Origin of the sequence: Corynebacterium sp. ACRPH (assembly GCF_022347285.1) — a bacterium.
Lineage (GTDB): Bacteria > Actinomycetota > Actinomycetes > Mycobacteriales > Mycobacteriaceae > Corynebacterium.
On sequence record NZ_JAKRND010000028.1, the window covers coordinates 1 to 12,573 of the forward strand.

Genomic DNA, 12,573 nt, shown 5'->3' on the forward strand with positions numbered 1-12,573 from the left:
TTGAAGGAGCGAAGGCCAATGGCTGGAAACAAGCCATCAACCAACTAGCTGTGGCATACCCAGACCGATTCGCGGAGTACTTGTAAACCAAGCCCCCGCACACAAACAATCGGACACTCTCGAATGTCCCAAATCTTCCACTTTCGAGGTTTTTTCGGTTTTGACGAATATGTCAAAACGCCATTACCAGCGCAAACATAATAGATATAAAAGTAGAGTGGAAGATTTGGGACATTTGGGCTCCCTCAGGGCACTCCCCAGCCTCTGAACCCCCGTGGACTAGCATTAATCACCATGGCCCGCCTGCCCAAACTCCCCTTTCGCACACGCCCCAGCGCCAGCGCCACCACACACCGCAGCGCCACCGTCACCACGCGCACCAGCGCCAGCGCTACCGCACACCCCTCCGCCAGCATCCACGACGACCCCGGCGCGCTGTACACGCAGGCCTCCACCGCCGCGGCCTCCCGCATCATCCGCCACTACTCCACCAGCTTCTACCTGGCCAGTGAACTCCTCGCGCCCACGATCAAGCTGCACATCCGCAACATCTACGCCCTCGCCCGCATCGCGGATGAAATCGTCGACGGTACGGCTGAGGCGCTGGGCGTGCCGGCCTGCGGCGTCACAAAGACCCTCAACGAATACGAACAGACCACCCTCACGGCGCTAGAGACCGGCTTCAGCACCGACCCCATCGCGCACGCATTCGCCACCACCGCGCGCTGGGCGGGGTTCGAACGATCCTGGACGGTGGACTTCTTCGCGTCCATGCGTTCGGACGCCCCCAGCTCCAACCCCTTGCCACTTGCCGACTACGTGCACGGATCCGCGGGCGTGATCGGGTGGATGTGCAACGCGGTGTTCGCCAGGCACGCCGAGCAGGCCGGCCGCCCGCTGACCCCGGAGCAGCGCTCCCGCACCGACCAGGGCGCCTACGCGCTGGGCAGCGCCTTCCAGAAGGTGAATTTCCTGCGGGACTACCAGGAGGATACGGTCGGGCTGCACCGCTCCTACCTGCCGAAACTCACCGGGGAGTCGAAGGCCGAGCTGGTTGCCGAGATCCGCGCAGAACTCGCCCAGGCACACGCCACCATGGCTTTGCTGCCGCTGGCGGCCCGCGTGGGCGTGCTCGGCGCGCACGACCTGTTCGCCGCGCTGAACGAGCGGCTGGATCGCACCCCCGTCGAGCAACTGAAAACGGCCCGCGTGCGAGTGCCGCGAGCCGAGAAAGCGAAGATCATCGCGCGCGCCGCCCCCCGCGCCGCGCGCCTGCGCTAGGCAGCGCAGGCTAGGCAGCACCGCGCCGGGTCACGCTAGCCAGCAGCACCAGCGCTAGCTACCCCTCCGTGTTGCCGGCCTTCCAGGTCTTCCACGGGATGTTCCAGTCGCCCAGACCATCAGAGCCGTTCAGGGTCTCACCCTGCGTGTTCTTCACCTCGACGATGTCGCCGCGCTTCATGTTGTTAAATACCCAGGCGGCGTTCTCCACGCTCACGTTCACACACCCGTGCGAGGTGTTGGTGTTGCCCTGGGCGTACACGCTCCACGGCGCAGCGTGGATGTAGATACCGGAGTAGCTCATCTGCGTCGCGTACTGCACGTCCGTCACGTAAGATCCCGCGCCCGTCAGGCCGAACGTCGAGGAGTCCATGGTCAGGTACTCGAACTGGTCGCCGACGATGTACGTGCCGTTCGGCGTCGGGTACTGGTAGTCCCGGCCGAGGGAGACCGGCATGGTCTGTACGGTCTTGCCGTTCTTCTTGATGGTCATCATCTTGGTGCTGTCGTCCACGATGGCACGCATCGCATCGCCGATGGTGAACTTCGCGCTGCGGTCTTCGCCGCCGTACACGCCTTCGCCGATCTTCGTGCCGTACAGGTTGGCCTTCACGTTGACCTTGGTGCCGGGCTTCCAGTACTTCTCTGGGCGCCAGCGCACTTCCTGGGCCGTGATCCAGTAGAAAGCTCCTTCCACCTTCGGCGTGGTCTCCACGGTGATGGCGTCTTCCACTGCCTTGCGGTCTTCCACGGGAGCGTCAAAACGAAGAGAGATGGTTTGGCCGATGCCCACGGTCGACCCGTCAAGCGGGGCCAGGGCACCGTTGAGTGTCATACCGGGGGTCATGGTGGTGAAGGTCTGCTCGAGCTTCTGGTCGCCGGACTTCGCGGTGAGGGTGTAGGTGCGCGAGTAGCCGAGCTTGGTGGGGACAGTCCACTCGGTCTTATCCTCGTTGAACTTACCCTTTACTTCCTCACCTGCGTCGTTGGTCAGCGAGACCTTGTCGATCTTCTTGTCGCCCTTGACCTGCACGTGCTCGGTGACGTCGACCTCGGTGTCACCGTCCTTCACGTTGGAGGTCAGCTTGTTTTCTTCCTTCTTCTCATTCTCACCGGTCGAGGCGTTGGAGCTGATCTGCGGTTCGTCGCTGTCGCGGTCGATTGTGCACGATGCGGTGAAGGCGGCTAGGGCGATGCTTAAGGACGCCGCAGTGGTCCGTGAAAAGGTTTTTCCGAAAACCTTGGTGTTGCGCAAGACTAACTCCAAGAAAGGGGAAGGTGTGTAAAAGTGACTGTCCTAAACCATATCGCTTGGCTACAGGGGAGCGTTAGTCATTTCGGCGCGTTCCGGCAGTTCGTAGCGTAAACGTTATAAACGGTGTGGAGTTTCCGGCGAGCCGCCCGGCGGCGCCACTGCGCGGGGCATGCGTGCAGCGGATGCGGGACTCTTACCAGGCGCCGCGCGCGGGGCGCCCACTGGGCATGGGGCGCGCCTGCGGGACGTCCACGCGGGGCACCCACTGGGGATGGGGCGTGCTTGGAAAAGCGTCGGGCAGCCGCAAATGGCACCTTCAGCACGCATCAATTTACCCATTCTGACCAGGCGATTTGTATTGTTAGGCCACCTGGGTATAAAGTTTTCCACGTTGCCGAGGCGCGCAGCGCTTCGAATAACGCGGGCTATTAGCTCAATTGGCAGAGCAGCTGACTCTTAATCAGCGGGTTCGGGGTTCGAGTCCCTGATAGCCCACACTTCACCCCTCGTTCGCTTGGAATCTTATCCAACGGGCGAGGGTTTTGCTTTCGCTTCATCGACTTCAACAGTCGCGCCCTGTTGTCGCCTCTGCGTTATATACTTCAGATACACCGTTCGCACACAACGATTGGAGAGATCATGGCCACGCCATTAACTCCGCGCACCCATACCAGCGCCGAGCTGCGTGCTGAACGTACCAAGGTTGTGAAGCAGATGGGTCCCCTCGGCGTGGATGGCCTACGTCGCCTTCGCGCAGCAGATGCGCTTGACGTCAAAGAAGCTGACCTTTTAGATCGCTACGAGTCCCTCACTTGGCTGATTGAAGGCTAATCACATTGGATCGCGCGACTTTCGAGGAACAAGCCACGGAGTTCGCGCAAGAAATCGCTACTCTCCTCGACGTGACCCTCGTAGGGGAGATCACGGCTAATACTTTCGAGATCAACGAGGAAAAACTCAGGGCGGTATTCAAACGTTCGAAGCAGCTTGAGATTGGCCGCTCAAACAGTAAAAAGCTGCAGTTAGCCTGCGAATTTCGCCTATGCACTAATTCAACAAAGAAACATCTGGCGATAGAGTCAAGCACCTTCAAAGTTCAGTACCAGTCTGGCCAAAAGTATCGCCCGGTAGTTCGCTTCGAGTACGACAGAAATTCTCGTAACAAGCCTGCCAGCCACTTCCAGTTTCATTCCGACTCAGTCCCCCTTGGCCTCTTACTTGCTAGAGCAGGAAGGTATGATGCCGCGGCTCAACAGCAAGATATTCATTATCCGATGGGAGATGAGCGTTTTCGCGTCTGCCTTGAAGATGTGATTGAGCTTCTTGCCAACGAATTCAATGCGCCGACGCATGACGGTTGGCAACAGCACATAGCACGAGGCAGAAACCGATACCTGTCAAAACAGGCGGAGACCGTGATCCGCAAGAACCCGGACCTTGCCATCAAGCTCTTGGAACAGCAAGGGTACAAAGTGAAGCCACCTGCCCGGTATCCGCTATGGAAACGGTTAAAGAGCCGAATGTCCCAAATCTTCCACTTTCGAGATTTCGGGCGATTTGACGGTTCTGTCAAAAGCTCCTGACCAGCACAAACAGAATGGTTATAAAAGTAGAGTGGAAGATTTGGGACATTTGCCCTCTTGCGCCAGGCGGTCGTCGGCCTCTGCGGGGTAGTTTCCGCCGGAATCGACCCGCTCGCGCCGCTCCTCCCCACCCAACCGAAACATGCGCTCCTCCTCCAGCGGGAATATCCGCCCTGACAGAGCGGCTATCGTTAGTTAAGAACGCAAGCGCACCGACAACATAAGTCACTCAGCGCCGAAAGCAGTGCAGGCCCGCAAACCCCAACCAGGAGGCATCAACCCCACCATGACGGACACGACGGCGAACGGAAACACCCCGGTGGACGACAACACCCCAGCGAACGAGGAAACCTCGGCAAACGCAAACTCCCTCACCCCGCTGAGCCTCCTCGACTTCGCCACCGTCTTCAAGGGCGAACGCCCGGCGGACGCCTTCGACCGCTCCGTCCAGTGGGCCCAGCAGGCCGAAAGGCTCGGATTCGAGCGCATCTGGTACTCCGAGCACCACAACATGAAGTCCATCGCCAGCTCCGCCCCCGCGGTCCTCATCGCTCACATTGCGGCGAAGACTTCCACTATCAACCTGGGCGCGGGTGGCGTCATGCTCCCGAACCACGCCCCGCTGGTCATCGCCGAGCAGTTCGGCACCCTCGCGGAGCTACACCCGGGCCGCATTGACCTGGGCCTCGGCCGCGCCCCCGGCACCGACCAGATGACCCTGCGCGCCCTGCGCCGCGAGCCTTCCGCTGCGGAGACGTTCCCGCAGGATGTCGCCGAGCTCTACGGCTACCTCAACGGCCCGTCGAAGATCCCCGGCGTGGAGGCCGTGCCGGGCATGGGCACGAGGGTGCCTCTGTACATCCTCGGCTCCTCTCTGTTCGGCGCGCAGCTGGCCGCGCACCTGGGCCTGCCGTATAGCTTCGCCAGCCACTTCGCGCCCGCTGCCCTCACGCAGGCGGTGCAGGTGTACCGCGATAACTACCAGCCCTCGGAAGCCCACTCGGAGCCCTACGTCATCGCCGCGGTCAACGTCACCGCCGCCGACACGCAGGAGGAAGCCGAGGAGCAGTTCCGTCAAGTCTGCCGCACCCGCGTGCGCGTCATGGCCGGCCGCGGCCGCAGCCTGACGGAGGAGGAGCTGGACATGCTCATCGATTCCCCCGCCGGCCAGCAGATCCTGGATATGCTGCGCTACTCCGCCGTCGGCACGGGCGATGTTGTCCGCCGTTACCTCGAAGAGTTCCGTGCGCACGCTCAAGCCGACGAGCTCATGGTCTCTCTGCAGTCGCCGTCGACGGCTGAGTCACTGCGGTCGATGAAGATTCTTGCGGACGCCGCCTCACTCTCCCCCGCCCAGCGCTAACCACTAGGCCATCAGGCCCGCTCTCCTGGCGCTCCCCGATGTGCGCGGACCGCAGCACACCCTAACGCCAGCTCCCCCCTAGCGCGTCCTGCTAGCGCTGCGTTTCGCGCGGCTCCGGCCGCCCGTCGGCCGCACCCGCGCCGAACACCCACCGGATGATCTGCGGCGCGTAAGCTCCCACCACCAGCATGGCGATCATGCGCATCACTTGAATGACCGTGACGATCGGCTGGCTGCCAGCGTCGTGCGCAAATGCGAGAACTGCGTAGATGCCGCCCGGCACGGTGGCGAGGTAGGCGTCCAGAACCTTAAAGTCCCACAGGCCAGCGATGGCGAAGGCCGTGCCGATAGAGCTGGCGATCATCAGGGCGATCACGCCCAGGATCACGGGCAGGGCCTTCACGAATTGCCGCAGTGCGCCCTTGGTGAGGGTGCCGCCGGCCTGCACGCCGACGAGCGCGTACGCCAGCTTCTCCAGCAACCCGTTCGGCGCGATGAACTCGTGCGGCACATTGAACACCATCACGCCGATCATGGCGAACGCGATGCTCAGCAGCAGGTAGGGAGAGCTGATGCTGAACCACCGCGCCGTCGCCCGCGTAAACGCCCACACGGCCAGCCCCACGACCACCGCGCCTACTATGCCCTGCCAGTTCGTCTGCAGGCCGTCGAGGAGGCTTTCTTTTCCTGTTGACGCCCCCTCAGCCGCATCTGCCTCGTCGCCCTCGAAGCGGCCGAGCAGCGTGACCAGCCCGGGAAGTGTGAGGACGATAATGGATACGCGCAGGTACTGGGTGAGGGTGACAAAGCGCGTGTCCGCGTTGAGCTCCCGGGAGAGCATCACCATCGCGCTGGCGCCGCCTGCGAGCGTGGCCAGCACCGACGTGGCCGGGCCAACCCGGTGGATGCGCACCAGCAGCCAGGAGGCCAGCAGGCAGACCGCCAGCGTGACGATCAGCGACATGGCCGTCGGCCCGGCATAGGAGACAATCGTGCCGAGGTCGATGGTGGTCAGGGGCGAGGAACACAAAAGGGCGATGATCACCTGGGAGGGGATCATCGCCTTCTTGGGCGGGCTGACCTGGCGGTCGCTGAAGATGGCGTAGACGCCGAAGACGATCAGGAAGGAAAAGATCCAGGCGGCGGGCACTCCCACCGCTTCGCAGGCGAAACCTGCGGCGATCGAAAGGACGGTCAGCAGAGCCAGCGTTGCCAGCTTCGCGGGGCTGGGTAGTTGGAACCCGCCCGGCCTGGTGGTGCGTATGGTTTCGCCAGGCAGTGAGTCTGAGTCGGGCAACGCTACCCGCTTAGCGGGTTGCAGCCAGCAGGCGCTGGATTTCCTTGATCTGCTTCTTTTCCTTGCGCTTAGAGCCAACGGCCAACGCGGTCAGCAGGACAACACCGGCGACTACGCCGCCGATGACCATCTGCACCTTCGGCTCCTTGAGGGTGTTCACGGCCTGGCCGCGAGCGTCATCCGCCAGGTTCTTCGGATCCGCACGGACGGACAGCTCCTCCAGCGTCCGTCCCAGCTGGTTGCGGGTGCGTTCAATGTCGCGCTGGATGGCATCGATGCTACGGGCCACGGAAGTTTCTCCCTTATTCGAACGTTTAAGTGCTACCTGAACATTGTAAATGATCGCACCCTCCGGCGCTTTCGCTAGGGTGTATTGACACCCGGGCATGTGCGTGCATTGTGGTGCGTCGGCGCTCCCACGCGTGCGTGCCGGCGCTTTCGCTAGGGTGGAATGCATGACTGATAACAGCAACACCACCGCAAACCAGCCCATCCGACTTGAGGTCGGCGACAAGGCACCGGAGTTCAGCCTGCCCAGCGATTCCGGCAAGAACGTGAGCCTGGCGGACTACGCGGGCCGCAAGGTCATCGTGTACTTCTACCCCAAGGCCGATACTCCCGGCTGCACCACCGAGGCCTGCGATTTCCGCGATTCCCTCACCGAGCTCAACGGTCAGGGCGTGGACGTGGTCGGTATCTCTCCCGACAAGGTGGAGGCTCTGGAGAAGTTCCGCGATAAGTACGAACTGACCTTCCCCCTTCTTTCGGACGCCGACAAGTCCGTCATGGAGAGCTATGGCGCATTCGGGGAGAAGAAGAACTACGGGAAGGTCGTGCAGGGCGTGATCCGCTCCACGTTCGTCATTGACGAGGAAGGCAAGATCGCCGTGGCGAAGTACAACGTAAAGGCCACTGGCCACGTCGCGCGCATCGCCAAGGAGCTGTAGCGCCCGCGCGTGCGTATGCACGCGCGCCCCAGCACAGCCTTGCAACTAACACACAGCCCCGCGACACAGGCGGGCTGTGCTGCGGGGCTGAAAAAATTTGTGCGCCTGGGGAGACTTGAACTCCCACGTCATAAGACACTGGAACCTAAATCCAGCGCGTCTGCCAATTCCGCCACAGGCGCAAAAAGAACGCGGACAACCGCGTTTCCCCCTTCATGCTAGCAAGCGATCCGGCGTGAAAAGAAATTAGGTGGAACAGGCAGTACAGGTAGAATGTTGCAGTGTGAACGAACACTCAGACAATGACGGTAAGGCACCTGCCCACCCGTTTCCGCTGCGCGTTCGCATCATCCAAATCATCTTCCTCATCCTGGCGGTCATCGCCACCCTCCTGCTGGCGTGGTGGCAGTGGGATCGTTGGCAGTCCAACGGCGGCAGCTTCCAGAACCTGGGTTATGCCATCCAGTGGCCGATCTTCGGCATCTTCTTCGTCGTGGCATACCGCAAGTACATCCAGTACGAAAAGGAGCGCCTACTGGGAGACGAAGCCCCAGCAGCCCCTACCCTGCCGACCGATGAGATCACCGAGGTGCCGGAAGACTTCCTGCAGGCCGAAGAGCGTGCCGAAGAGACTGAGGATATTTGGGTAGATGATAGGCGCAAGCGGGCGCGCATGAGGGCGTCCAAAAATAACGAGCGCAAGAACAACGACCAGAAAGGGCACTAAGCAATGACCAACGAGCAGACCCCTGCTATTCACCCGGAGCGCCAGGCGCGCGTGGCGAAGTCGCTGAGGTTTTACTCCGTGGCGGCAGTGGTTACGGGTATTTGGCTGCTGATTCTGCTGGTGGAGATGATTGTTAAGTATCTGATCCTGGGCAGCGAGAACGCGCCGGAGTGGTTTAGCTACATCGGCCCGGCGCACGGCTTGGTGTTTATGGTGTACGTGATTTCCTGCCTGGACCTGGGTACGAAGGCGCGTTGGGAGCCATCGAAGTGGGTCACCACGATGCTGGCTGGCGTGGTGCCTTTCTTGAGCTTCATTGTGGAGAAGAGGCGCCGCGACGAGGTTAAGGCCGCCTTCCAGCTGGACTAATGGCGCGCGCTGGCGCTGCGACGCGGCAGCGTTGGGGCAGCGCGGCGCCGAACGCTGAGCGCAGCGGCGCAGCTACTCGACCAGCGAGGTTTCCACTGCGACTGCATCGATCTCCTCATCGGTAGGCACGGGCGCGCCCATCGCGTGCGGCTCAGCCTCCGGCTTCTCCCACTCGGATTGCAGGCAGGCCAGGATCGCAACAGCCGCCGCGCGCGTGGAGACCTGCAGGGTTGATAGATCCGGCAGGAAGCCCGGGTTGTGGTTGGTGGGGATGTCGATGTCCAACCGCCCGGCGGACTCGGCGCGCTGCCACTGGCGGCGCGGGGTGATGCCGATGGTCCAAAGCATGTAGGGGCAGCCGAAGGACTTTGGGATCACGGAGAAGTCCTCGGAGGCGGTCCAGGGCTCCATTTCTAGGGAATCCTCGCCGAAGGTGTGATCGAAGTGGGGGCGGACAACGTCGTAGACCTCGGGGGCGTTGTCGGTTGCGCCAAGCAAACCGACGAACTTGAAGTCCGGCTCGCGGTCGGCACCCGCGGCCAGTGCCTCGGCGCGCACCACGCGCTTGATGGCATCCACGCACTTCTGGCGCAGCTCTTCGTCGTAGAAGCGGCAGGATAGGGAGATCTTCGCGGAGTCGGGGATCACGTTGTTCGCCTTGCCGGCCTCCACCGAGGCAACGGTAATCACGGCGAACTTATTCGGCGGGACTTCGCGGGAGACGATCGTCTGCAGCTTCATCACCGTCGAGGCCGCCAGCACCACCGGGTCTACGGAACGGTGCGGCATGGAGGCGTGGGCGCCGCGGCCGTGGAGGGTGATTTCGATGGTGGTGGAGGACGTCATCACAGGGCCGGGTGCGGAGTACACCTGGCCCGCCGGGCCGGCGACGATGTGTTGCGCCAGGCAGACGTCGGGTCGGGGGATGATGCCGCCCAAACCGTCGGAGACCATCTTGTGCGCGCCGATGGACGCCTCTTCGGCCGGCTGGAACAGTGCCACCACCGTGCCGGACCAGCGGGTCCGTTCTTCCGTCAGGATTCGCATGGCTCCCAGCAGGCTGGTGGTGTGCTGGTCGTGGCCGCAGGCATGCATCGTTGCCACGCGCTCGCCGGATGCGTTGAGTTGAGAGTACGTAGAGGCGTAGTCCACGCCGGTTTTCTCCGCGACGGGCAGGCCGTCGAAGTCGGCGCGCATCAGCACTGTCGGCCCGTCGCCGTTTTCCAACACGGCGGTGATGCCATAGCCGCCGATGTTTGTGGTGACTTCCCAGTCCGGGAAGTTCTCCAGCTCCTTGGCGATCCGCTGCGCGGTGACTTCCTCCGCTCCCGAGAGTTCGGGGTGCTGGTGAAAGAACTTGTACACGTCTTCCATCCAGCTGAGGTCGGCCTGCGACCCGGCCACGATGCCGCTGGGGCTTGTGGGGTTAAAAGTGGCCTGGTCGCTGTCTGTGCCGGGGGCGGTCACGCGGGGAATCCTTTCGCTGGTTTGTTGTTCTGCGGATTACCTGTTCGGGCTTGTACCTTGCCCTATCATACGTGGGTTGCACGCGACCGGCGCCTAACTCTGCGGCGTGCTGACACGGATACGGGGCGGCGCGCTAGGCGCCGTGCTTAGAGGCAGGCGTGCTGGGCGCCAGCCCTGCCACATTAATCCGCTAGTTGCGCCAAGATCTCCACTAGCTGGCGTAGAGCTTTGCCACGGTGGGAGACGGCATCCTTCTGCTCCGCCGTCAGCTCGCCTGCGGACTTGCCCGCCAACTCTTCTTCCTGGCCTTCCGGTAGCTCGTCGGGGGCGAACAGCGGGTCGTAGCCGAAGCCGTCCTCGCCCTGCTCGGCGCGCAGTACTCGGCCGTTCCAGCGCCCTTCCACTGCGTACTCGGCCTCCATGCCGCGCTCTGCCGCGACTTCGGCGGGCAGTTGCAGCACGCAGGAGGATACGAAGTGCGCCCCGCGTCGCTCGTCCGGCACGTCACCCATCTGCGCCAGCAACAGGTCGTTGTTGGCCTTGTCGTCGCCGTGGCCGCCGGACCACCGGGCGCTCAGCACACCTGGCATGCCATTCAGCGCGTCGACGGCCAGCCCGGAATCGTCAGCGATCGTCGGCAGGCCGGTGCGGCGCACGCCATCGTTGGTCTTAATCCGCGCGTTATCCACGAACGTCGCGCCGGTCTCCGGGGTCTCCGGGTATTCCGGCACGTCCCCCAACCCGACGAGCTCGATGCCGGTCACGTTCGCCGCCTCCAGCATGCGATTCAGCTCCGCCAGCTTCTTCTTGTTCCTTGAGGCCACCAGTACCCGCACGGTGCCACTCCCCTTCTCTTGTCGCGTTTGCTTCTGCTGCCTTAAAGTTCCAGCGCTGGCCTCTAGAGTTCCTGCGCCAGCGCCGCCCGCTGCGCCTCAATGAGCTCACGTAGGCCGCCTTCGGCCAGATCCAGCAGGGTGTTCAGTTCCTCGCGAGTGAACTCCGCGTTTTCACCGGTTCCCTGGATTTCCACAAAGCGACCCTCGGCCGTCATCGCCACGTTCATGTCCACGTCCGCCCGCGAGTCTTCTTCATACGGCAGGTCGAGGCACGGCACTCCGTCGATGATGCCCACGGATACTGCGGCGACGGGCGCGCGAAGCGGTTGCCCTGGTACGACGCCCCTAGCTTGCAGCACGGCTAGCGCATCAGCCAGGGCCACGTAGGCGCCGGTGATGGCTGCGGTGCGGGTGCCGCCGTCGGCCTGCAGAACGTCGCAGTCGATATTGACGGTGTTCTCCCCCAGTTCCTTCAGGTCCACGGCGGCGCGCAGCGCGCGGCCGACGAGGCGGGAGATCTCCTGGGTGCGGCCCTTGACCTTGCCCTTCATGGATTCACGTGGCATGCGCTCGTGGGTAGAGGCCGGCAGCATCGCGTACTCGGCGGTCAGCCAGCCTTCGCCGGAATCCTTCTTGAAGCGCGGCACGCCTTCTTCCACGCTGGCGGTGCACATGACTCGGGTGTTGCCGAACTCCACCAGCACGCTGCCTGCGGGGTTGCTGGTGAATCCGCGGGTGATGCGCACCGGGCGCAGATCGTTGGTAGCACGCCCGTCGGCGCGGGTGAAGTTGCCGCCTGCGTTGGAGGTGTTTTCTACGTTAGTTTCCGTCATGGGGCTTAAGTTTACTAGCCGCCGCGGACAGGCTACCCGCCGACGGTTGCGCATTCGGTTCGCCGGTGCTTGGGTGCCTAGCCGACGGTTAGGCGCATGCCCGGGCGGGCGACGAGGATCTCGCCGCCGTAGTGGCGGGCCGCGCCGCGGACCGCTGCGTCTGCGTCGCCCCACGGCGGGATGTGTGTGAGCACGAGCTTGCCCACGCCTGCTGCCTGTGCTGCACGGCCTGCGTCTTCGCCGGAGATATGCATACCGCTGGGCTGGCCTTCTGCATTTTCACCCCAGGTGGCTTCACAGATGAATACGTCCGCTCCCGCTGCGATGTGGGCCAGGTTGTCGGTCCAGGCAGTATCCCCGGAGTACACCAGGGAGTTGCCTGCGTTGTCTTCCACGCGCAGCAGGTAGGCCTCTGTGGGGTGTACGGCGGTGGCGGCGTAGAGGGTGAATGGGCCGATGGGGTGGGCTGGGTACGTGGTGGCGTCAAAAAGACCCTCGCCTACCTTATAGACGTTGATGTCGAAGGTGTCGGTGAAGTCGTCGGGGCGCTCGGGTGCGTCGGCGCCGGCGGCGGAGAGGTGGCGGTGGGCGATGGTGGGGCCGAATAGTTGGTGG

General features: G+C 63.0%; 14 protein-coding genes and 2 tRNA genes. 8 read left to right on the forward strand and 8 right to left on the reverse strand.

From position 1 onward, the window contains the following. The first annotated feature begins 294 nt into the window (after positions 1-294). Complete coding sequence (locus MHX66_RS10210) at positions 295-1,281, forward strand: squalene/phytoene synthase family protein (RefSeq protein ID WP_239202815.1); 987 nt, start codon at positions 295-297, stop codon at positions 1,279-1,281. Positions 1,282-1,339: 58 nt separating this feature from the next. Here the strand turns inward: MHX66_RS10210 and MHX66_RS10215 are convergent, their stop codons facing one another. Then, on the reverse strand, positions 1,340-2,536 hold the full coding sequence (locus MHX66_RS10215) for an Ig-like domain-containing protein (protein ID WP_239202816.1): 1,197 nt from the start codon (positions 2,534-2,536) through the stop codon (positions 1,340-1,342). 422 nt (positions 2,537-2,958) lie between these two features. On the opposite strand from MHX66_RS10215, the gene MHX66_RS10220 reads away from it, so the two are divergent. From MHX66_RS10220 to MHX66_RS10235, 4 genes are all read left to right on the forward strand, one after another. Next, positions 2,959-3,031 (forward strand) — tRNA-Lys (locus MHX66_RS10220). A 144-nt stretch (positions 3,032-3,175) separates the two neighbouring features. Further along, positions 3,176-3,367 carry a hypothetical protein gene (locus MHX66_RS10225; protein ID WP_035005397.1) on the forward strand — a complete coding sequence of 64 codons (192 nt, stop codon included), beginning with the start codon at positions 3,176-3,178 and terminating at the stop codon, positions 3,365-3,367. A 5-nt stretch (positions 3,368-3,372) separates the two neighbouring features. Then, positions 3,373-4,119, forward strand: coding sequence for a hypothetical protein (locus MHX66_RS10230; protein WP_239202818.1), 747 nt, complete (start codon positions 3,373-3,375; stop codon positions 4,117-4,119). 286 nt (positions 4,120-4,405) lie between these two features. Further along, entirely contained in the window at positions 4,406-5,482 is a 1,077-nt protein-coding gene (locus MHX66_RS10235; protein WP_239202820.1) for an LLM class flavin-dependent oxidoreductase, read from the forward strand. A gap of 91 nt (positions 5,483-5,573) precedes the next feature. On the opposite strand, the gene MHX66_RS10240 is transcribed toward MHX66_RS10235, so the two are convergent. Continuing rightward, positions 5,574-6,779 carry an AbrB family transcriptional regulator gene (locus MHX66_RS10240; protein WP_239202822.1) on the reverse strand — a complete coding sequence of 402 codons (1,206 nt, stop codon included), beginning with the start codon at positions 6,777-6,779 and terminating at the stop codon, positions 5,574-5,576. Positions 6,780-6,789: 10 nt separating this feature from the next. Further along, positions 6,790-7,068, reverse strand: coding sequence for a DUF3618 domain-containing protein (locus MHX66_RS10245; RefSeq protein WP_011273177.1), 279 nt, complete (start codon positions 7,066-7,068; stop codon positions 6,790-6,792). 166 nt (positions 7,069-7,234) lie between these two features. On the opposite strand from MHX66_RS10245, the gene bcp reads away from it, so the two are divergent. Further along, positions 7,235-7,726 (forward strand): thioredoxin-dependent thiol peroxidase, encoded by a 492-nt coding sequence (gene bcp / locus MHX66_RS10250; RefSeq protein WP_239202824.1) that lies wholly within the window; start codon positions 7,235-7,237, stop codon positions 7,724-7,726. A 100-nt stretch (positions 7,727-7,826) separates the two neighbouring features. Here bcp and MHX66_RS10255 read toward each other — a convergent pair. After that, positions 7,827-7,908 (reverse strand) — tRNA-Leu (locus tag MHX66_RS10255). Between the two features lie 101 nt (positions 7,909-8,009). Here MHX66_RS10255 and MHX66_RS10260 point away from each other — a divergent pair. Further along, positions 8,010-8,453, forward strand: a complete 444-nt coding sequence (locus tag MHX66_RS10260) for a hypothetical protein (protein ID WP_239202826.1) — start codon at positions 8,010-8,012, stop codon at positions 8,451-8,453. 3 nt (positions 8,454-8,456) lie between these two features. Further along, positions 8,457-8,822, forward strand: a complete 366-nt coding sequence (locus MHX66_RS10265) for a DUF3817 domain-containing protein (RefSeq protein ID WP_239202829.1) — start codon at positions 8,457-8,459, stop codon at positions 8,820-8,822. 72 nt (positions 8,823-8,894) lie between these two features. Here MHX66_RS10265 and MHX66_RS10270 read toward each other — a convergent pair whose 3' ends face one another. The 4 genes from MHX66_RS10270 to MHX66_RS10285 all read right to left on the reverse strand — a co-directional run. Next, the gene (locus MHX66_RS10270; protein ID WP_239202830.1) at positions 8,895-10,289 is read right to left on the reverse strand and encodes an amidohydrolase; all 1,395 of its coding nucleotides are present in this window, start codon (positions 10,287-10,289) and stop codon (positions 8,895-8,897) included. 182 nt (positions 10,290-10,471) lie between these two features. Next, on the reverse strand, positions 10,472-11,125 hold the full coding sequence (locus MHX66_RS10275; RefSeq protein WP_239202832.1) for a non-canonical purine NTP pyrophosphatase: 654 nt from the start codon (positions 11,123-11,125) through the stop codon (positions 10,472-10,474). 62 nt (positions 11,126-11,187) lie between these two features. Further along, positions 11,188-11,958 carry a ribonuclease PH gene (rph, locus tag MHX66_RS10280; RefSeq protein WP_239202835.1) on the reverse strand — a complete coding sequence of 257 codons (771 nt, stop codon included), beginning with the start codon at positions 11,956-11,958 and terminating at the stop codon, positions 11,188-11,190. Positions 11,959-12,035: 77 nt separating this feature from the next. Then, positions 12,036-12,573 (reverse strand): MBL fold metallo-hydrolase (locus MHX66_RS10285; RefSeq protein ID WP_239202836.1); only part of this gene is annotated, 538 nt, incomplete at its 5' end.